The organism is Geodermatophilus aquaeductus, assembly GCF_900182545.1.
Classification (GTDB): Bacteria; Actinomycetota; Actinomycetes; order Mycobacteriales; family Geodermatophilaceae; genus Geodermatophilus; species Geodermatophilus aquaeductus.
The window spans coordinates 74,875-94,684 of record NZ_FXTJ01000012.1 but is presented as its reverse complement, the minus strand read 5'-3'; the positions used below and the strand labels follow the sequence as shown (position 1 = coordinate 94,684).

18 protein-coding genes are annotated in these 19,810 nt (G+C 76.0%); 6 read left to right on the top strand and 12 right to left on the bottom strand.

Features of this window, described 5'->3' with window-relative positions:
* Positions 1-32: 32 nt before the first annotated feature.
* The 3 genes from FN207_RS22140 to FN207_RS22130 form a co-directional block, all read right to left on the bottom strand.
* Complete coding sequence (locus tag FN207_RS22140) at positions 33-896, bottom strand: SDR family NAD(P)-dependent oxidoreductase (RefSeq protein ID WP_142460615.1); 864 nt, start codon at positions 894-896, stop codon at positions 33-35.
* A gap of 158 nt (positions 897-1,054) precedes the next feature.
* Complete coding sequence (locus FN207_RS22135; RefSeq protein ID WP_142460614.1) at positions 1,055-1,402, bottom strand: VOC family protein; 348 nt, start codon at positions 1,400-1,402, stop codon at positions 1,055-1,057.
* A 130-nt stretch (positions 1,403-1,532) separates the two neighbouring features.
* A complete protein-coding gene (locus FN207_RS22130) occupies positions 1,533-1,781 on the bottom strand; it encodes a hypothetical protein (RefSeq protein ID WP_142460613.1) in 249 nt (82 codons plus the stop codon).
* Between the two features lie 123 nt (positions 1,782-1,904).
* On the opposite strand from FN207_RS22130, the gene FN207_RS22125 reads away from it, so the two are divergent.
* Together FN207_RS22125 and FN207_RS22120 are read left to right on the top strand one after the other, a co-directional pair.
* On the top strand, positions 1,905-2,345 hold the full coding sequence (locus FN207_RS22125) for a flavodoxin family protein (protein WP_142460612.1): 441 nt from the start codon (positions 1,905-1,907) through the stop codon (positions 2,343-2,345).
* Positions 2,346-2,370: 25 nt separating this feature from the next.
* Complete coding sequence (locus FN207_RS22120; RefSeq protein ID WP_142460611.1) at positions 2,371-3,741, top strand: FAD-dependent oxidoreductase; 1,371 nt, start codon at positions 2,371-2,373, stop codon at positions 3,739-3,741.
* Here the strand turns inward: FN207_RS22120 and FN207_RS22115 are convergent, their stop codons facing one another.
* The 3 genes from FN207_RS22115 to FN207_RS22105 are packed head-to-tail and all read right to left on the bottom strand — an operon-like array spanning position 3,742 to position 7,382.
* A complete protein-coding gene (locus tag FN207_RS22115) occupies positions 3,742-4,896 on the bottom strand; it encodes a MalY/PatB family protein (RefSeq protein ID WP_221888351.1) in 1,155 nt (384 codons plus the stop codon). It lies immediately after the preceding gene.
* Positions 4,893-5,906, bottom strand: coding sequence for an LLM class flavin-dependent oxidoreductase (locus FN207_RS22110; protein ID WP_142460610.1), 1,014 nt, complete (start codon positions 5,904-5,906; stop codon positions 4,893-4,895). Before FN207_RS22110 ends, FN207_RS22115 begins: the two co-directional genes overlap by 4 nt.
* A 27-nt stretch (positions 5,907-5,933) precedes the next feature.
* Positions 5,934-7,382 (bottom strand): M1 family metallopeptidase, encoded by a 1,449-nt coding sequence (locus tag FN207_RS22105; RefSeq protein WP_142460609.1) that lies wholly within the window; start codon positions 7,380-7,382, stop codon positions 5,934-5,936.
* A gap of 141 nt (positions 7,383-7,523) precedes the next feature.
* Here FN207_RS22105 and FN207_RS22100 point away from each other — a divergent pair, with 141 nt between their 5' ends.
* Both FN207_RS22100 and FN207_RS22095 read left to right on the top strand, forming a co-directional pair.
* A complete protein-coding gene (locus FN207_RS22100; RefSeq protein ID WP_185938499.1) occupies positions 7,524-8,156 on the top strand; it encodes a QsdR family transcriptional regulator in 633 nt (210 codons plus the stop codon).
* Positions 8,153-9,259, top strand: a complete 1,107-nt coding sequence (locus FN207_RS22095) for an alpha/beta hydrolase fold domain-containing protein (RefSeq protein WP_142460608.1) — start codon at positions 8,153-8,155, stop codon at positions 9,257-9,259. The genes FN207_RS22100 and FN207_RS22095 overlap by 4 nt, the downstream gene beginning before the upstream one ends.
* Before the next feature lie 6 nt (positions 9,260-9,265).
* Here FN207_RS22095 and FN207_RS22090 read toward each other — a convergent pair whose 3' ends face one another.
* Positions 9,266-10,984 (bottom strand): GAF domain-containing SpoIIE family protein phosphatase, encoded by a 1,719-nt coding sequence (locus FN207_RS22090; protein ID WP_185938498.1) that lies wholly within the window; start codon positions 10,982-10,984, stop codon positions 9,266-9,268.
* A gap of 130 nt (positions 10,985-11,114) precedes the next feature.
* Here FN207_RS22090 and FN207_RS22085 point away from each other — a divergent pair, with 130 nt between their 5' ends.
* Entirely contained in the window at positions 11,115-12,266 is a 1,152-nt protein-coding gene (locus tag FN207_RS22085; protein ID WP_221888350.1) for a glycerophosphodiester phosphodiesterase, read from the top strand.
* A 4-nt stretch (positions 12,267-12,270) separates the two neighbouring features.
* Here FN207_RS22085 and FN207_RS22080 read toward each other — a convergent pair whose 3' ends face one another.
* Genes FN207_RS22080 through FN207_RS22070 form a run of 3 tightly spaced genes read right to left on the bottom strand, consistent with a single transcriptional unit; the run spans position 12,271 to position 15,754 of the window.
* A complete protein-coding gene (locus FN207_RS22080; protein ID WP_142460606.1) occupies positions 12,271-12,870 on the bottom strand; it encodes a peroxidase-related enzyme in 600 nt (199 codons plus the stop codon).
* Between the two features lie 29 nt (positions 12,871-12,899).
* Complete coding sequence (locus FN207_RS22075; RefSeq protein ID WP_142460605.1) at positions 12,900-14,495, bottom strand: GGDEF domain-containing protein; 1,596 nt, start codon at positions 14,493-14,495, stop codon at positions 12,900-12,902.
* A complete protein-coding gene (locus tag FN207_RS22070) occupies positions 14,492-15,754 on the bottom strand; it encodes a GAF domain-containing protein (RefSeq protein ID WP_142460604.1) in 1,263 nt (420 codons plus the stop codon). The genes FN207_RS22075 and FN207_RS22070 overlap by 4 nt, the downstream gene beginning before the upstream one ends.
* Before the next feature lie 103 nt (positions 15,755-15,857).
* Here FN207_RS22070 and FN207_RS22065 point away from each other — a divergent pair, with 103 nt between their 5' ends.
* A complete protein-coding gene (locus FN207_RS22065; RefSeq protein ID WP_142460603.1) occupies positions 15,858-17,684 on the top strand; it encodes a flavin-containing monooxygenase in 1,827 nt (608 codons plus the stop codon).
* 43 nt (positions 17,685-17,727) lie between these two features.
* Here the strand turns inward: FN207_RS22065 and FN207_RS22060 are convergent, their stop codons facing one another.
* On the bottom strand, positions 17,728-18,615 hold the full coding sequence (locus FN207_RS22060) for an acyl-CoA thioesterase (protein WP_221888349.1): 888 nt from the start codon (positions 18,613-18,615) through the stop codon (positions 17,728-17,730).
* Positions 18,616-18,664: 49 nt separating this feature from the next.
* A complete protein-coding gene (locus tag FN207_RS22055) occupies positions 18,665-19,798 on the bottom strand; it encodes a WD40 repeat domain-containing protein (protein ID WP_142460602.1) in 1,134 nt (377 codons plus the stop codon).
* Positions 19,799-19,810: the final 12 nt, after the last annotated feature.

The following is a 19,810-nucleotide window of genomic DNA, read 5'->3' as shown; positions in this document are numbered from 1 at the left end:
CGGATCCTGCCTGAGAGAGGGAGCCGGCCCGGTCAGCCGGCCGGTGTCGCGGCGCCCGGGAGGTCGGTGGAGCGGGACAGCTCCTCCCACTCGGCCAGCTCGGCGCGCCGCCGGTCGAGCCGGGCGCCGATGCCCTCGACGGCGTCCGGGCCGAGGACCAGCCGCAGCGGTGCCCGGTCGCCGGTGACCACCTGCCAGATGGCCTCGGCAGCCCGCGCCGGGTCGCCGGGCGCCGTGCCCCCGGCGCCGGCGAGCCACTGGCGGGACGGCCCGACGGTGTCGCGGTAGGCCGACAGCTCGTGCGACACCACCGGGGCGCCGGTGCGGAAGACCCCTGTCCGGAAGACACCCGGCTCGACGATGACGAAGCGGACCCCCGGCACCTCGTCGACGAGCGCCTCGGTGAGCAGTTCCAGCGCCGCCTTGGTCGAGCAGTAGACGCTGAAGCCCGCCATCGTCACCTGCGCGGCCATCGAGGACATCTGCACGACCGTCCCGCCGCCCCGCGCGCGGAACACCGGCAGCACCGCCCGGGTGAGCGCGGCCGGGGCGAACACGTGCAGCTCGAACAGCGACCGCAGCTCGTCCTCGGTCGTCTCCTCGAGTGCGCCGATCTCCGTGCGGCCGGCGTCGTTCACCAGGACGTCGAGCCGCCCGACCTCGGCGACGACGTCGCGGACCGTGCGCTCGGCGACGTCGAAGCGGGCCGCGTCGAGCACGTCCAGCACGAGCGGCACGAAGCGGCCGGGGGAGTCCGTGCCGGCGAGGGCGGACAGGTGCCCGGCCGAGCGCGCGACCCCGACGACCGTGTCACCCCGCGACAGCGCGACCCGCGCGATCGCCTCGCCGAAGCCCGAGCTCGCGCCGGTCACCAACCACGTCCGCGGGTCCGTCATGACCGGGGACGCTAGGGCCGCACCCGGTGCCGGGACGAGGATGTTGCTCGCCCGCTCCCGGGGCCCACCGCTTGCATGACAGCACTCCTGCGGTGTTCCCCACGCTCCTGCGGTCTTGCCGCACCGCAGGAGCAGGGACACCACCGCAAGAGCGGCCGTCAGTCGTCGACCGGGGCGCCGCCGAAGCCGATCTCGTTGCCGTCGGGGTCGCGGTAGGTGACCTTCCGGACGCCGTTGTCGTAGGTCTCCCGCAGCGCGGGCTCGACACCGCGGGCGCTCATCGCCGCGACCCGCTCGTCGAGGTCGTCGACGAACAGCGTGGTCATCGCGTGCCCGGCGTGGTCGGGCTTGAGCTCGGTGTAGACGTATCGGTGCTCGGCGACCTCCCACACCGCCTCGACGTCGTTGGGCAGGAACGCCGGCTCCGAGCCGAACAGCCGCCCGTACCAGTCCAGCGCGCGCTCGCGGTCGCTGACGGGGACGCCCGCGAAGAGGTCGACGGTCATGGCGGGACGCTAGCGAGGACCTCCGACACGCAGGACCCCGCCGGATGTCGACCTGCGGCGGTCTCCGGCGGCCGGAGGGGACCGCAGGTCGACACCCGGCGGCGTCGGGCGACGTGCGGGGTCCTCCAGCTCAGCGGCCGGGGGGCGCGGCGTCGTCCCGGTCGGAGACGAAGGTGCCGAGGGACCCGCGCTCGGAGAAGGCGGCCCAGGTGTTGAGCGCGGTGATCGCCACGACCATCACGCACCAGAACACGAGGAAGGCCAGCCCGCCGCCGCTCGCGTTCCCGAACTGCGTGATGCCGAAGACCAGCATCCCGACGCCCACCACGATCCCGAGGACGGCGGCCGGCTTGCTGGGGCGGTAGCGGAAGGAGTTCACGGCGGGGGACCTCTCCTGTCGGGGTGCGGCACGAGCCGGCGGGACCGTGCGTCCCCCTCCCGCCGGCGGTGATCATCGGGCACCCGCACGCCCCGCGCACGTCGGCGGCGCAGGATGGCGGGCATGCCGCGGCTGCTCGTCGTCCACCACACGCCCTCGCCGAACCTGCAGGCGGTGCTGGAGGCGGTGCGCGAGGGCGTGGCGATGGTCGAGGAGGTCGACCTCGAGGTCCGCCCGGCCCTGTCGGCCGGCCCCGCCGACCTGCTCGCCGCCGACGGCGTCGTGCTCGGCACCCCGGCCAACATCGGCTACATGAGCGGCGCGCTCAAGCACTTCTTCGACACCGTCTACTACCCCTGCCTCGACGCCACCGTCGGCCTGCCGTTCGGCGTCTACGTGCACGGCGGCGACGACACCGCCGGTGCCTTGAAGGCCATCGCCACGATCACCGGCGCGCTGCGGTGGAAGCAGGTCGCGGCCCCGCTCAGCCTCACCGGCGCACCCACCAACGAGGACCTCGAGGCGGCGCGGGAGCTCGCCGCCACCGTCGCGGTGAGCCTGTAGCCGCGGACGGCCATAGCCTGCCGGGGTGAGCACCCGACTGGTCGTCATCGGAGGCGACGCCGCCGGCGGCAGCGCCGCGTCGCAGGCGAGGAAGCGGCGGCCCGACCTCGACGTCGTGATGTTCGAGCGCGGCCGCGCGACCTCCTACTCCGCCTGCGGCATCCCCTACTGGATCTCCGGCGCGGTCGAGCACGAGACCGACCTCATCGCCCGCACGCCCGAGCAGCACCGGGCGGCCGGCCTCGACGTCCGCATGCGCACCGAGGTCGTCGGCATCGACACCGACAAGGGCGTCGTCCACTGGCACGACCTCGACGCCGGCACCGAGGGCGCCGAGCCCTACGACGACCTCGTCTACGCCACCGGCAGCGTCCCCATGCGCCCGCCGGTGGAGGGGATCGACGCGCAGGGCGTCTACGGCGTCCAGGTGCTCGACGACGGCGTCGCGCTGCGGGCGGAGCTCGACCGCGGGCACGTGCGGCGGGTGGTCGTCGTCGGCGGCGGCTACATCGGCCTGGAGATCGCCGAGGCGTGCCGCGTGCGCGGGCTCGACGTCACCGTCGTCGACAAGTCGCCGCAGCCGGTGGGCACCTTCGACCCCGACGTCGGCCGGTTCATCGCCGACGCCGTCCGCGGCGAGGGCATCGAGCTGGTCCTCTCCGACGGCGTCGCGGGGATCGACGTCGGCCCCGACGGGCGGGCCCGCGCGGTGGTCACCGAGAGCGGCCGCGAGCTGCCCGCCGACCTCGTCGTCCTCGGGCTCGGCGTGAAGCCCAACGTGGCGCTGGCGCGCGAGGCCGGCATCCCGCTGGGCACCTCCGGCGGCATCGCCGTCGACCAGCGCATGCGCACCGAGGTGCCCGGTGTGTGGGCGGCCGGCGACTGCGTCGAGTCGGTGCACCGGCTGTCGCGGCAGCGGGTGGTGGTCGCGCTCGGCACGCACGCGAACAAGCAGGGGCGGGTCGCCGGGATCAACATCGGCGGCGGCTACGCCACCTTCCCCGGCGTCATCGGGACGGCGATCACCAAGATCTGTGCGGTCGAGGCCGCCCGCACCGGGCTGTCGGAGAAGGAGGCCGACGACGCCGGCTACTCGTTCGTCACCGCCGCCGTGGACTCGACCACCAAGGCCGGCTACTTCCCGGGCGCCCAGCCGATCCGGGTCAAGATGATCGCCGAGCGGCGCAGCGGCCGGCTGCTGGGCGCGCAGGTGGTCGGCCAGGAGGGCGCGGCCAAGCGGGTCGACGCGCTGGCCATCTGCATCTGGAACGAGATGACCGTCGACGAGGTCCTGTCCCTCGACCTGTCCTACGCGCCGCCGTTCGCACCGGTGTGGGACCCGGTGCTCATCGCCGCCCGCAAGGCCTTCGAGGCGGTGGAGGCCGACCCCCGCTGATCAGCGCAGCGCCGCGCCCATCCGCTCGACGACGCGGCGCAGCACCGGCTCGGGGGTGGCGATGTTCAGCCGGACCGCGCCCCGGCCGGCGGCGCCGCAGCGGGCGCCGTCGACCACCGCCACCCCGGCCTCCCGCAGCAGGGCGTCGCCGGGGTCGGGGAGGCCGAAGCTCTCCAGCCAGGCGAGGTAGGTGCCCTCCGGCGGCCGGTGGCGGATCCCGGGCAGGTACGCGGCCACCAGGTCGGCGAGCAGCCGGCGGTTGCCGTCGAGGACGGCGAGGACGTCGTCGAGCCAGTCCAGCCCCTCGGTGTAGGCGGCGACGTTGGCGACGGCGCCCAGCGTCGAGGCGCCGTGCTCGGCCCCGTGCCCGACCTCGGCCCACAGCCGCGCGTCGGCGTCGTTCGACAGCACCAGCTGGGCGCACTTGAGACCCGGCAGGTCCCAGGCCTTCGACGCGCTGGTGGCCGTGACCGTGTGCCCGGCGGTGGTGTCGTCGAGCGAGGCGTAGGGCACGTGCCGGTGACCGGGGAAGACCAGCGGCGCGTGGATCTCGTCGGAGAACACCCGCCCGCCGTGCCGCTCGACCACCTCGGCGACCGCCGTCATCTCCGCGGGCTCGAGCACCCGGCCGATCGGGTTGTGCGGGTTGCACAGCACCAGCAGGTGCCCGCCGGCGCGGAAGGCGGCGTCGAGCGCGTCGAGGTCGTAGACGTACCGGTCGCCGTCGCGGGCCATCGGCACCTCGAGCACCTCCCGGCCCAGGGCCGGCGGGACCTCCAGGAACGGCATGTAGGCGGGGGTGGGCAGTACCACCGGCGAGCCCGGCCGGGACAGGTGGGTGATCGCCGCGGACAGCCCGGCGAGGACGTCGGCCAGCGGCCGGATCCGCTCCGGCGGCACCGCCCAGCCATGCCGGTCCCGCAGGAAGCCGGCGGTGGCCCCGGCCAGGTCCCCGGCGAGCCAGTCGGGCAGGTAGCCGAACAGCCCGCGGTCGACGGCGGCGTGCAGGGCACGGGTGATCGCGGGCGCGGTGCCGAGGTCCATCTCGGCCACCCACGCGCCCAGCGCGTCCGGGTACCGCGACCACTTGAGCGACCCCCGGGCGCGCAGCGCGGCGACGGCGGCGTCGGCGTCGGTCACCGGGGCGTCGGTCACCGGGGCGACCAGCCCAGCAGCGGGCCCAGGCGCTCCGCGGTGTCGGTGAGGATCTGCTCGTAGTCCGGCCCGGTGAAGCTGAAGGGCAGCGCGAACACGACCTCGGTGACCTCGCGGAACCCGGCGTGCGCGTACAGGGCCTCGGCGATCCGCTCGGAGGTGCCGAGCAGGTCGGCGGCGAACAGCATCCGGGCCGGCCCCTGCGGCACGCCCACCCGCGGGGCGCGTGCCTCGACGTAGGCGGCGTAGCGCTCGCGCTGGCCGGGCGTCGCGGTGTCGGTAGGGATGACGACCAGGCCCTGCGACACCCGCCCGGCCGGGTTGGCCTGGCGGAAGGCCCGCACCTGCGCCGCCTGGATCTCCGCGAAGTCGGTCGACCCGCCCTCGGCCTTCACCACGCTGCTGGTGAGGAAGTGCATCCCGGCGTCGCCGGCCCACTCCGCCGAGCGGGTGCTGCCGCCGCCGTACCAGAGCCGGTCGCGCAGGCCGGGGGAGTGCGGCTGCACCCGGTCCGACCACTCCTCGACGACGCCCTCGCGGCCGGCGAAGGACGTCGCGGGCTCGCCGGCGACCAGGCGCAGCAGCCGCTCCACGCGCGTGTAGGAGAAGTCCTCGACGTCGGCGGTGTCGGGGTAGAGCGCGCCCTTGACGTCGTCCCAGTGCATCGGCGGGCCCACGCTGACGCCGGGGTTGAGCCGGCCGCCGGAGAGGACGTCGACGGTGGCGAGGTCCTCGGCCAGCCGCAGCGGGTTCTCCCAGCCCAGCGGCGTCACCGCGGTGCCCAGCTCGATCCGGGAGGTGCGCTGGGTCAGGGCGGCCAGCACGGCGACCGGGGACGAGATGCCGTGCTGCAGGTGCCGGTGGCGCAGCCACGCGCTGTCGAAGCCCAGGCGCTCGCCGAGCTCGACCGTCCGCAGGGTCGTCTCGTGGCCGGCCGCGGGGTCGGCGGGGTCGAACAGGCCGATGGTCAGGAAGCCGAGACGCTCGAGCGGGGTACCGGGGGCGGGCATGGCGCGATCCTGCCCGCCCCCGGCCGGTCAGTACCCGGCGGGCCGGGCGGGGGTGTAGAGCCAGTCGGTGAACAGCGCGTCGAGGTCCCGGCCGCTGACCTGCTCGGCGAGGGCGACGAAGTCGGCGGTGGTCACCGTCGAGTCGGCGTTCTCCGTCACCCAGCGGCGCAGGAGGTCGCCGAAGGCGGCGTCGCCGATCTCGGTGCGCAACGCGTGCAGGGTGGCGGCGCCGCGGTCGTAGACGGCGTCGGCGAAGATGCCCTCCCGGCCGGGGTCGGCGACGACGACCGACCAGAACTCGTCGTCGGCCGGGATGGCGTAGACCGCGTCGAACTGCTCCTGCTCCGTGGCGCCGCCGGGCCGGGTCGCGGTCCACATCCACTGCGCGTAGGTGGCGAAGCCCTCGTTGAGCCAGATGTCGGCCCACGTGGCGGGGCTGACGCTGTTGCCGACCCACTGGTGGGCCAGCTCGTGCGCGACCGTGGTCTCCGAGGCCACCTGCGAGTACACCGGCCGGGTCTGGGTCTCCAGCGCGTACTCGACGGTGTCGTCGTCGACGATCGAGCCGAACGAGGTGAACGGGTAGGGGCCGAAGACGCCGTCGAAGAAGTCGATCATCGCGGGCTGCAGCGCCAGGCTGGCCTGGGTGGTGGTCAGCGCGTCACCGGTCACGCCGGTCTCGACGAAGTCCAGGATCGGCAGCTCGTCGGGGCCGAGGCGGGTGGTGGCCGTGTAGTCGCCGATCGAGGCGGTGGCCAGGTAGCTGGCCATCGGGTCGGTGGCCCGCCAGAGGAAGGTCGTCCTGCCGCCGGTGGTGGTCGGCTCACCGACCGGCTCGCCGTTGGCGATGGCCGTCTTGCCCTCGGGGACGGTGATGCGGAAGTCGTAGGTGGCCTTGTCCCGGGGGACGTCGTTGACCGGGAACCAGGTGGGGGCGCCCTCGGGCTCGTTGGCCACCAGGACGCCGTCGGGGAAGGTGACCCACCCGTAGAGCGCGCCCTCGGCGTCCGTGGGCTGTCCCGGGTAGCCGCCGTAGACGACGGTGACCTCGTGCGTCGTGCCGGCGCGCAGCTTGGGCGCGGCCTGCACCACGAGCTCCCCGCCGCGGCCGTCCTCGCCCGGCGGGAGCTGGGTGTACCGGGCGGGCTTGCCGTCCACCCGCACGGCGGAGACGGTCAGCCCGCGCAGGTCCAGCGAGAAGCTCGCGAGGTCGGCCGTCGCGGTCAGGGTGACCACGGCGGTGCCGTCGAGCCGCCCGTCGGCGGCCCAGGACAGGTCCAGGCCGTAGTGCTGCACGTCGTAGCCGCCGTTGCCCGCGGCCGGGAAGTAGGGGTCGCCGCCGGAGGTGCTGCCGTCGGTGAAGCGGGGGGAGCCGGGGCTGCCGGGCGCCGCGGACGCCGGACCGGCGACGGCGACCAGCGACGCGGCCGCGACGAGCGCGGCGGCGGTCCGGCGGGCGGTGGGACGGATGCGCATGCCTGTCCTCCTCGGCCGGCCCGGGCGGGCCGGATCGGGACACCGTAGGCACCGGCCGAAACGGCGTCGTGTCGGGGCGGATCCTGCAACATCTGACGGATCGTTGCGCGGACGTGACCTGCGCCACTACGGTCGGCCGCCATGACGACCGCCGCCGTGCCGGCCACCCGCCTCGCGCGGGCGCTGCGCGACGGCGTCGACGACGACGGCCCGCTGCGCGCCTTCCGGCTCGCGCGGCGCACCTTCCTCGCCGGCACCCGGGTGGACATGGGCCCGCTCGCCGCCGGCCTGGGCGTGGACCGCGCGACGCTGTTCCGCTGGGTCGGCAACCGCGACCAGCTGCTCACCGAGGTGATCTGGTCGCTGTTCGTCCCCACCTGGCGCCGCGCCGTGGCCGGCGCCGGCGGCGCCGGGGCTCCCCGGGTCGTCGACGCGCTCACCCGCGTCACCCGCGACGTGTGCTCGTCGGAGCCCTTCCGCACCCACCTGCGCCGCGAGCCCGACCGCGCGCTGCGGCTGCTCACCACCCGCGCCGCGGACTACCAGGTGCGGGTCACCGGCGCCTTCGCCGACCTGCTCGGCGGGTCCGGCGTCGTCCTGCCGCTGCCGGTGCCCGACACCGCCTACGTGCTCACCCGGGTGGCGGAGTCCTTCATCTACGCCGACCTCATCGCCGGCGCCGAGCCCGACGCCGCCAAGGCCGCCGTCGTGTACGCCGCCCTGCTCCGCTGTCCCGCCCCGTCCGCCCCGCCACCCGCACCGGAGGAACCGTGACCGCCACGTCCGACCGCACGTCCACCCCGCTGCCCGGCCGCCTCGGCGACCCCGCCGCCGCCTACGCCACCGACCCCCGCGCCGACCGCGGGCTGCGCGAGGCCCTCGCCCGCTACGGCCTGGACACCCAGGCCGCCCCGCCGCCGTTCGGCCCGGACGCGCCGCTGGAGGACAAGCTGGCCTTCGTCCGCGGCGCCCACGACGCCTTCGAGGGGCTGTACGCGGCGGTCGCCCAGGAGGAGACCCACCGCGACGACGTCGTCCGCACCGTGCACACCGCCCCCGGCCGGGACGGGAACGACGTCCCGGTGTACGTCTTCCGGCCGGCCGGCACGGAGGGCCAGGTGCTGCCCGGTCTCGTCTACCTGCACGGCGGCGGCATGACGATCCTCGACTGCGACAACCGCCTGCACACCCGCTGGTGCGAGGACCTCGCCGCCACCGGCCTGGTCGTCGCCGCCGTCGACTTCCGCAACGCGGTCACCGCCGCCGACCACGCGCCCTTCCCGGCCGGCCTGCACGACTGCGCTGACGCGCTCACCTGGCTCGACGCGCACCGAGACGGGCTCGGGATGGCCTCGATCGTGCTGCAGGGCGAGTCGGGCGGCGCCAACCTGTGCCTGGCCTCGGCGCTGCTGGCCGAGCGCGAGGGCCGGCTGGGCTCGATCGCCGGCGTCTACGCGATGGTCCCGTACATCTCCGGGGCCTACGGCTGGGACGACGACGCCAAGCGCGCCGAGCTTCCCTCGCTCGTGGAGAACGAGGGCTGGTTCCTCAACACGCTGATGATGGACGTGCTCGTGTCCACCTACGACCCCACCGGCGAGCACGCCCGCGACCCGCTGGCCTGGCCCTACTTCGCCACCGTCGAGGACCTCACCGGGATGCCGCCGCACGTCGTCTCGGTCAACGAGCTCGACCCGCTGCGCGACGAGGGGATCGCCTACTACCGGAAGCTGCAGGAGGCCGGGGTGCGCGCCACCGGCCGGGTCGTCCTGGGGCTCACGCACGGCGCCGACTCGATCTTCAAGACCGCGGTCGGCGACGTCTACGACTCGACCGTCGCCGACATCGCCCGGTTCACGCGGAGCGTCACCGGCTGACCGGCGTCAGGGGCGCACGCGGACGGCGAGCAGGGCGACGTCGTCGTCGGTGGAGCCGCGCACGCCCTCGAGCAGCCGGTCGAGCAGGTCGTCCAGCGAGCCGCCGTCGTCGGCCGCGAGGGAGGCGGTGAGCTGGGCGATGCCCTCGTCGAGGTCGGTGCGGCGGCGCTCGACCAGCCCGTCGGTGTAGAGCAGCACGGTGCTGCGCGGCTCGAGGGCGACGGAGTGGGTGTGCCGCTGCCGCGCGGGGTCGAGGCCCACCAGCAGGTCCGGCCGGGAGGCGAGCACCTCGACGCGGCCGTCGGGGTGGCGCAGCAGCGGCGGCGGGTGCCCGGCGTTGCTCCACGACAGCGTCCGGCGCCCGTCCTCGGCGCGGTCGACGCGGGTGACCAGCGCGGTGGCCAGCGCGCCGGTGCGCAGGCCCGCGACGGCGGCGTCGAGGCGGTCGAGCGCCACCGCCGGCGGCTCGCCGCCCTCGAAGGCGAAGCCGCGCAGCATCGACCGCAGCTGGCCCATGGTGGCCGCGGCCGCGACGTCGTGGCCGGTGACGTCGCCGATCACCAGGACGGTGGCGCCGTCGGAGTCGTCGAAGGCGTCCCACCAGTCGCCGCCGACCTGCGCGCCGGCGCTGCTGGGCAGGTACCGGGCGGCCAGGTCCAGCCCGGGCGGGTCGGGCAGCTCGCCGAGCAGGGCGCGCCGCAGGGTGGTGGCCACCGACTCCTGCCGGGCGAGCAGCACGGCGCGGGCGACGGCCTGGGCGGTGTAGCGCGCCAGCGCGAGGACCAGCCCCTGCTCGACCGCGCCGAAGGTGCGGGGCGCGTCCCAGACCAGGCTCAGCGTGCCCGGCAGCGACCCGGCCACCGGCAGCGGCAGGTGCGCCGACGCGCCGATGCGGCCCGGGACGGGCAGCGGCGGCCGGGCGGACGGGAAGCGCTCCGCGGTGGCCGCGGCGTCGGTCAGGAACACCGCCCGGCCGGTGGTCAGGGCCGCCGACGGCGGGTGCTCGGTGCCCAGCGGCACGGAGCCCGCGTCGCCGGCGTGCCCGGCCGACGGCACCAGCCGCAGCCGGCGGGTGGCGGGGTCGACGAGCGCCAGGCAGGTCCACGAGGTGCCGAGCACCTCGGCGGCGGCCGTGCTCACGGCCGCCGCGACGTCGGCGAGGGTGACCGCGTCGGCGAGGGTGTCGGCGAAGCGCAGCAGCAGCCGGGTCTGCTCGCCGGCGCGCTCGGCGGCCCGCCGGGCGGCCTCGGCCTCGCTGGTCAGGGCGCGCAGCCGCAGCTCCGTGGCGGCCAGCCCGGCGACCTGGGTGAGCGCCGCGAGGTCGGTGTCGGTCCAGTCGCGGGGGCGGGAGTCGATGGCGCAGACCGCGCCGACGACGTCGCCGTCGGGGCCGACGAGCGGCACGCCGCAGTAGGCGACCACGCCGAGGTCCTCGACGGCGCCGTTGGCCGAGAGCACCTCGACCTCGCGGGCGTCGCGGACCACCAGCGGCCGCGCCGTGGACCGCACGTACTGGCAGAAGGAGTGGCTCAGCGGCGTGCTCCGGAGCGCCTGCCACTCCGGCGGCAGGCCGACCGCGCCGGGGAACACCTGCTCGTCCGGGCGCACGAGCGTGACCAGGGCGGTGGGGACGTCGAGCAGCGTCCGGACGAGGGCGGACAGGCGGTCGAGGTCGGCGTCGGCGATCCCCCTCGGGTCGTCGGTCCCGGCGTCCGCGCTGCTCACGGGCCCACGGTAGTCGCCGTGATCAGCGCTCCCCGCCGCCGAGCGGCTCCCACCGGGCGCGGGGGCGCGGCGGGGTCCACCCTGGGCTCCTCGGCCCGACGGCGGGCCGCCGGCCCCTCCGGAGGTCCTCGTGTCCGTCCACCCCTCGCGCCGGTCCGGTGCGGTCGTCGCGCTGCTCGCCGTCCTGCTCACCCTCGCCGGGCCGGCCTCGGCGGCCCCGCGGCACGGGTCCCCACCGGGATCCGGTGCCGGGGAGGCGGACCTGCTCGTCATCGGTCACCGCGGCGCGTCGGGCTACCGGCCGGAGCACACGCTGGCCGCCTACGAGCTGGCCGCCCGCATGGGCGCCGACCACATCGAGTGCGACGTCGTCAGCACCGCCGACGGCGTCCCCGTCTGCCGGCACGAGAACGACATCACCGGCACCACCGACGTCGCCGACCACCCCGAGTTCGCCGACCGGCGCACCACGAAGGTCGTCGACGGCGTGGAGCTGACCGGCTGGTTCACCGAGGACCTCACGCTGGAGGAGCTGCGGACGCTGCGCGCGGTCGAGCGCCTCCCCGAGACCCGCGAGGAGAACACCCTCTACGACGGGCTGTACCCGGTGCCCACGCTCGAGGAGTTCCTCCAGGTGCGCGCGGACCTCAGCCGGGAGCTGCGCCGCGAGGTCGGCGTCTACATCGAGACCAAGCACCCGACCTACTTCGACTCGATCGGGCTGTCGCTGGAGGAGCCGCTGCTCGCGGAGCTGCGCGAGGCGCGGCTGGACCGCCGGGAGTCCCCGGTGTTCCTCCAGTCCTTCGAGACGGGCAACCTGCGCGAGCTGGACGCGGCCGGCGTCCGGGTCCCGCTGGTGCAGCTGCTGGCGGCGACGGGCGCGCCGGCCGACCTGGTCGCGGCCGGGGACCCGCGGACCTACGCCGACCTGTCCACCGCCGCGGGCCTGGCGGAGGTCGCCACCTACGCCGACGGCGTCGGGCCGGAGAAGAACCAGGTGATCCCGCGGGAGGCCGACGGAACGCTGGGCGAGCCGACCTCGTTCGTCGACGACGCGCACGCCGCGGACCTGCTCGTGCACCCGTACACGTTCCGCAACGAGAACAGCTTCCTGCCCACCGAGCTGCGCGAGGGAGCGGCGCCCGACGACTACGGCCGGGCGATCGAGGAGCAGCTGGCGTTCTGGGCGACCGGGATCGACGGGCTGTTCACCGACAACCCCGACACCGGCGTGGTGTCCCGGCAGCTGTTCGCCGAGGGCGTGCTCCCCGAGGCCGCCTGAGCGCTCACCGCTGCCGCGGCAGCCGGCCCATGAGGTGGAACTCCGGGTTGGGCGGGATGGCCGCGAAGTGGGCCAGCCGGTTGGACAGCGCGAAGAAGGCGGTGATCGCGCCGACGTCCCACACGTCGTCCTCGGTGAGGCCGTGCGCGCGCAGGCGGTCGAGGTCGCCGGCGGTCACCGCGGCGGGGTCGGTGGCCAGCCGCACGGCGACGTCGAGGACGGTGCGCATGCGCTCGTCGAGCGGGGCCTTGCGCCAGTCGACGGCGACGAGGTCGGCCAGGATCGGGTCGCGCGTGCGGATGCGGGCGATCGCCCCGTGCGCGACGACGCAGTAGCCGCAGTCGTTGGCCGCGCTGGTGGCGACCACGATGAGCTCCCGCTCGCCGGTCGACAGGCCGGGGGTGTCCTTGTCCATGAGCGCGTCGTGGAAGCCGAGGAACGCGCGCTCCTCCTCCGGCCGCCAGGCCAGCGCGGCGAACACGTTGGGGAGGAAGCCGGACTTCTCCGCCACCTCGGCGTGGCGCTCGGCCAGGTCCGGCGGCAGGTCGGCGGGATCGGCGACGGGGAAGCGGCTGATCGGCGTCGGCGCGGGGTCGGTGGTCATCCCTGCAGCCTGCCCTGCCGCGGGCGCTGCTAGTCGCCGAGGACGACCCGGTCGCGGCCGCCGCGCTTGGCGCGGTAGAGCCGGGCGTCGGCCCGCCCCAGCAGCTGCGCCGCCGTCCGGTCGGGGACGTCGACGGTGCCGGCCGCGCCGATGCTGACCGTCACCGGCAGGTCCCCGGTGAGCGGTGCCCACGGGTGGCCGGCGACGGCGCTGCGCACCTGCTCGAGGTGCCGGGCCGCGGTGTCGGCGTCGACGCCGCTGAGGACGAGCAGGAACTCCTCGCCGCCCAGCCGCGCGACCAGCGAGCCGGTGCCCGGCGCCGTCTGCTGCAGCAGGCCGGCGACGGCGCGCAGCACCTCGTCGCCGACGGCGTGCGAGCACGTGTCGTTGACCCGCTTGAAGTGGTCGAGGTCGAGCAGCGCGACCCACACCTGCGCGCCGTCGGCCAGCATGCGGGGCAGCTCGTCGTCGACGTGCCGCCGGTTGTGCAGGCCGGTCAGCGGGTCGCGCAGCGACAGCTCGCGCCAGCGGCGGCTCTGCCGGCGCGCCTCGGTGGTCTCGTACATGGCCTGCATCGCGCGGGCGCGCGACTCGCGCTGCGCCGACTGCTGCTCGACCAGCTCCGCGGTGTAGCGCTTGTGCTCCTCGAACGCGGCGCGGTGGTCGCCGGCGGCGGCGTGCAGCTCGGCCTGCTCGCAGCGGGCCCGCACCCGGATGGAGGTCAGGCCGTGCTCCACGCACCGGCGGACGCACTCGTCGAGGGTCGCCTGCGCGGCGTCGACCGCGCCGCGGCGGCGCTGCACCTCGGCCAGGGTGAGCAGGAAGTCCGCGCCGGCGTCGCCGTCGTGCGAGCTGCCGAGGACCTCGGGGGCCAGGCCGGGGGCGAGTGCCTCCTCGGCCTCGTCGAGCCGGTCGAGGCCCATGAGCGCCCGCGCGACGGTGTCGAGCCGGCCGACGTCGAGGGGGATCCCCTGCGCGGTCGCGAGGTCCTGCAGGCGGGTGCTGAAGTGCAGGGCGTCGTCGAAGCGGCCGGCGAGGGTGTCGGTGTAGGCGCGGTTGTTGAGGATCCGCAGCTGCCGGTCGACGTCGCCGAGGTCCTCGGCCAGCCGCAGGACGGTGGCGTAGCGCTCGGGCGCGGCGGGGTCGCGGGACAGGCCGAGGACGTCGGCCAGCCGGACCAGGTGGTCGACCCGCAGCGCCGGGAGGGTGTCGTCGTCGAGCAGGTCGACGCTCTGGACGGCGTGCTCCAGGGCGCCGGCGAGGTCGCCGAGCTCCTGGAACACCGCGGTGAGGACGAAGGAGCTGCGGGCGATGAGGTGCCGGGCGCGGGCCTCGGTGGCCCAGCGGTGCACGTCCTGGGCGATCCGGCCGGCCTCGGCGACCGCGCCGCGGCGGCGCATGAGGTCGGCGGCGGCGAGCAGCGCCCGCTGCTCGAGGTCGGGACGGCCGAGCTCGCGCGCGGTCGCCGCGGCGGCGTCGGCGCGCGCGGCGGCCGGCTCGACGTCGAACCGCGACAGGGTCTCCAGCTCGTCGAGCGTCGTGAGCAGGACCGCGAGCGGGTCCGGCGGGCGCCCGGCGGACCCGGGTGCCGAGCCGTTGCCCGGGCGTACGGCGAGACTGGTCACGAGCCCCCATCGGCAGTCGCAGGACCCGGCGACAGGGCAGTCGCGGGAGGCCCACCCGGTCGGGTGAGGCCGGCCGGTCCGGTCACGTCCAGCGCGACGCCCTCGGCGAGCCGGTAGGGCGCGGTGACGACGAGGTCGCCGGCCACCCGCCGCAGCCGGGAGACCTCGGCGCGGGCGGCGACGACGTGCGCGTCGTCGCCGAACAGGCCCCGGCTCAGCGCGGCGGCGCCCAGGCCGGCGGGCCCGGCGCGGGCGACGAGGACGAGCACCTCGGCCTGCCGCCGGGTGAGCGCGGCCTGCCAGGACCCGGCGCCGCCGCCGACCCGCAGCACCGGCGGACCGGTGAGGTCCAGCTCGGCGCGCACCGGCTCGCGCTGTCCGCGCGGGCGGACCAGCCAGCCCTCGGCGAACGGCTCGGGGGTGCACAGCCCCAGCCCGGCCACCGTCATCACCCGGCCGGCGCGGGGCACGGCCACGCGCGGGCCGGCGGCGACACCCGACCGGTGCGCCACCCAGCCGTCGTCGTCGACCAGCAGCAGCGGCCCGCGGACGGTGGCCAGCAGCGGGTCGGCGGTGCGCCGCAGCCGATCGAGCCGCTCCTCGTGCCGGCGCCGCAGCCGGGACTCCGCCAGCAGCACGGAGGTCTCCACGAGCGCCCCGATGGCCGGGTGCAGGGTCAGCGCCGGGCCGCTGACGTCGACGACGCCGAGCAGCTCCCCGGTGACCGGCGAGTGGATCGGGGCGGCGCTGCAGTACCAGGCGTGCTGCGCGGCCTCGAAGTGCTCGGCGGAGAACAGCTGCACCGGCGACGCCTCGGCCAGCGCGGTGCCGATGGCGTTGGTGCCCACGGCCGCCTCGGTCCAGGTGGCGCCCTCGGCGAAGCCGAGCGTGTCGGCGCGCAGCCGCGTGCCGGCCGACCCCTCGCGCCACAGGACGACGCCGTCGGCGTCGGTGACGACGACGAGGAAGTGCGAGGCGTCGGCGACGCTGCCGAGGACCCGGCGCAGCTCGTCGACCACCAGGGCCAGCGCCGAGTCGCGGCGGCGGGCCTCGACCGCCTCCAGCGGCAGCGGGTCGCGCGCCCGCGGCCGGTCGGGGTCCAGGCCCAGACGCAGCACGCGCGACCAGGACCGCTCGACCACCCGCCGCGGCGGCACCGGCGGCGGGCTGCCGGCGATCACCGCGTCGTGCACGCGGGACAGGACGCGGGCGTGCCGGGAGAGGTCCGTGCCGGGCGCCACCGCCGACCAGCCGGCCACGCGCACCTCCCGCCGTGCAATCCGCTGCAACGCTGCCGCACCGCTCCGGCGCGCGCTGTGCTGCACATCACACCAGACGAGTGCCCCGTCAGGGAGGAACCGCATGACCTCGACCCTCGACGCGTCGCCGGCGACCGCCGCGGACCGACGTGCGCAGGAGTGGTTCGGCGCGTTCGAGGACGCGCTGCGCGCCCGCGACGTCGACCGCGCCGCCGGCCTGTTCGCCCGCACCAGCTTCTGGCGCGACCTGGTCGCGTTCAGCTGGAACATCACCACCGTCGAGGACCGCGACGGCGTCGCCGACCTGCTCACCGCCACCCTCGACCGCACCGACCCCTCGGGCTTCGCCGTCAGCGAGCCGCCCGACGAGGCCGACGGCGTCACCACCGCCTGGTTCACCTTCGCCACCGCGGTCGGCCGCGGCCGCGGGATGGTGCGGCTGGTCGAGGAGGACGGCGAGCCGCGGGCGTGGACGCTGCTCACCACGCTGTACGAGCTGACCGGGCGCGAGGAGCCGCGCGGGCCGGCCCGGCCGAAGGGCGCCGAGCACGGCGTGCAGAGGGAGCGGCTGACCTGGTCGGAGCGCCGCGAGCGCGAGCTGGCCGAGCTCGGCCGGACCGAGCAGCCGTTCGTCCTCGTCGTCGGCGGGGGACAGGGCGGCATCGCGCTGGGCGCGCGACTGCGCCAGCTGCAGGTGCCCGCGCTCGTGGTCGACCGGCGCGAGCGACCCGGCGACCAGTGGCGCAGCCGCTACAAGTCGCTGTGCCTGCACGACCCGGTCTGGTACGACCACCTGCCCTACCTGCCGTTCCCGGACAACTGGCCGGTGTTCGCGCCCAAGGACAAGATCGCCGACTGGCTCGAGTCCTACGTGCGGGTCATGGAGATCCCGTACTGGGGCGGCACCGAGGTGCGGCACGCGCAGTACGACCCGGCGGCCGGGGAGTGGACGGTCGACCTGGTCCGCGACGGCGAGGAGCTCACCCTGCGGCCGCGGCACCTGGTGCTGGCCACCGGGATGAGCGGCAAGCCGAACGTGCCGGTGCTGCCCGGGCAGGACGTGTTCCGCGGCGAGCAGCACCACTCCTCGGCCCACCCCGGCCCGGACGGCTACGCGGGCAGGCGGGTGGTCGTCGTCGGCAGCAACAACTCCGCCTTCGACATCTGCGGCGCGCTCTGGGAGCACGGCGCCGACGTGACGATGGTGCAGCGCTCCTCCACCCACATCGTGCGCAGCGACAGCCTCATGGAGATCGGGCTCGGCTCGCTCTACAGCGAGGAGGCGGTGGCCGGCGGCATGACCACGGAGAAGGCCGACCTGGTCTTCGCCTCCATCCCCTACCGCGTGATGCACGAGTTCCAGATCCCGCTCTACGAGCAGATGCGCGAGCGCGACGCGGACTTCTACGACCGGCTGGAGAGGGCCGGGTTCCGGCTGGACTGGGGCGACGACGGCTCGGGGCTGTTCATGAAGTACCTGCGCCGCGGCTCGGGCTACTACATCGACGTCGGAGCGGCCGACCTCGTGGCGAACGGCGACGTGCGCCTGGTGCACGGGCAGGTCGCGCGGCTCACCGAGGACACTGTCGTCCTCGAGGACGGCACCGAGCTCCCGGCCGACCTCGTCGTCTACGCCACCGGCTACGGCTCGATGAACGGCTGGGCGGCCGACCTGATCAGCCCCGAGGTCGCCGACCGGGTGGGCAAGGTCTGGGGCCTGGGCTCGGACACCACCAAGGACCCCGGTCCCTGGGAGGGCGAGCAGCGCAACATGTGGAAGCCCACCCGCCAGGAGGCGCTGTGGTTCCACGGCGGCAACCTCCACCAGTCGCGCCACTACTCGCTCTACCTGGCGCTGCAGCTGGCCGCCCGCCACGCGGGCCTGGAGACCCCGGTGTACGGCCTGGCCGAGGTGCACCACCGGCGGTGAGGCTCCCGGCGCCGGGGTGCGGTCGACCCCCGGCGCCGGGCCGTCACACGGGACGGCGGCGGAGCATGCCCTCCTGGACGACGGTGAGCACCAGCCGGCCGTCGCGGCCGAAGACGCGGCCGGAGCAGATCGCGCGGCCGCCGGCGGAGACGGCGCTCTCCTGCTCGTAGCAGAGCCAGGTGTCGGCGCGGGCCGGCCCGTGGAACCAGACGGCGTGGTCGAGGCTGGCGGTGGCCAGGCCCGGCGCCCCGATCACCGTGCCGTGCGGCGCGACGGCGACCGACAGCAGCAGCATGTCGGTGGCGTAGGCCAGCGCGCAGGCGTGCAGCCTCGGGTCGTCGGGCAGCGTCTCCCGGGAGCGGAACCAGAACCGCTGCCGCGGCGGCGCCGCCTCGCCCCGGCCGGCCGCCACGCGCGGCAGCGCGCCGTCGAAGCGGAAGTGGAACGGGTGCCGGCGGTCCAGCCACGACAGCCACTCCAGGACCGCTGCCGGGGCGCCGGCCAGTGACTCCTCCGGCGCCGGCAGCGTCTCCGGCGGGGGCGCGTCGAGCACGGGCACCTGGTGCCCGGGGCCGTCCTCGGGCCGGGCGAAGGACGCCGTCAGCGTCAGGGTGGTCCGCCCGTGCTGGACGGCGGTCACCCCGCGGGTGGCGTAGCTGCCGCCGTCGCGCACCCGGGTGACCTGCAGGTCGGTCGGCGCGGCCGGGTCGCCGGCACGGACGAAGTAGGCGTGCAGCGAGTGCACCGCCCGGTCGGCGGGGACGGTCGCGGTGGCCGCCAGCAGCGACTGGGCCACCACCGCGCCGCCGAACGCCCGGTCGGCCGGGACCCCGCGCGGGCGGCCGCGGAACAGGTCGGGCCCCGCCTCCTCGACGTCGAGCAGGTCGATCAGCCCACCCGGCACCGGAACCCCGCCGACCGTCCCCGCCACCGTCCCGCCCTCCGTCCGACCGCGTGCAGTGAACCACCCGCCCGCGACGTCACCCGACGAGGACGGCGACCACGTCGGAGTCGCCGCAGGTGCCGGCCGCAGCCCCGCGGGTGCCGTCGGCGGACAGTCCGAGGTCGGCGAACACGGCGAGCTCCCTGCACAGCGGCACCTCCTCGCGGAGGTCCCCGGTCATCGGGTCGAGGGAGACGACGGCGCTGCGCCCGCCGGCGTGCAGCAGGGTGACCGACCCGGGCACGGGGCCGGCGGAGACGACCGGGACGTCGCCGATGAGCTCCACGCCGGCCTTGGTGTCGAGCTCCCCGTCGCGGACGACCGAGACCCGCGAGCCGTCCCGGTACTCCGAGACGACCACGACCGCGCCGTCGGGCAGCACGCCCACGGACGCCGAGCGCCGGACGTCCTCCTCGATCACCGGGTGCACACCCCACGGCTCGGCGGCCGGCTGCAGTCGCGCGTCGAACTCGGCCACCAGGTCGGGCGCGGCGTCCTGGGACGGGTCCCAGACCACGGCCACCACGCCGCCGTCGGGACGCGGCAGCAGCTCGCGCGGCCACGCGTCGGCACTGAACTCCGGACCGAGGGCGACGCCGCGGGTCACCCGACCGGTGGCGACGTCGACCGCGAGCAGCCGGACGTCGTCGGCGGCCTCGTGGGCGTGCAGGCCGATCCACAGCGTCGAGCCGTCGGGGGACAGCACCGAGGAGCCGACGCTGCCGCCGTGCTCGAGACGCTGCTCGGTGACCTCGCCGTCCCGGACGGTCAGCAGAAGCGGCCCGCGGTCGTCGCTACCGACGACGAGCACGCCGTCGGCCACGGCGTGCACCGACGCGCGGCGCCCGAGGGCAGGCAGCGCGACGACGTCCCCGGCCACCGGGGCGTCCTCGCCGGGCAGCACCTCGACCAGCCGGGTGTCCTGGCCGGCGAGCAGCACGAACGCGCGGCCGTCGTCGAGCGCCGCGACGTCGAGGACGGCGACCCGGTGCTCCTCGGCGGGGGGCTCCCCGGCCACGGCGGTGAGGTCGACGGTGCCGAGGACCTCGTCGATCGGCCCGGGCGCGGCCGCGGCGGCGGTCTCGCCGGGCGAGGGGCTGCAGCCGGCCAGCGCGAGGGCGGCCGGGAGCAGCGCGGCGAGCAGGACGGGGAGGCGGCGGATCGCGGTCACGCGGCGACCCTC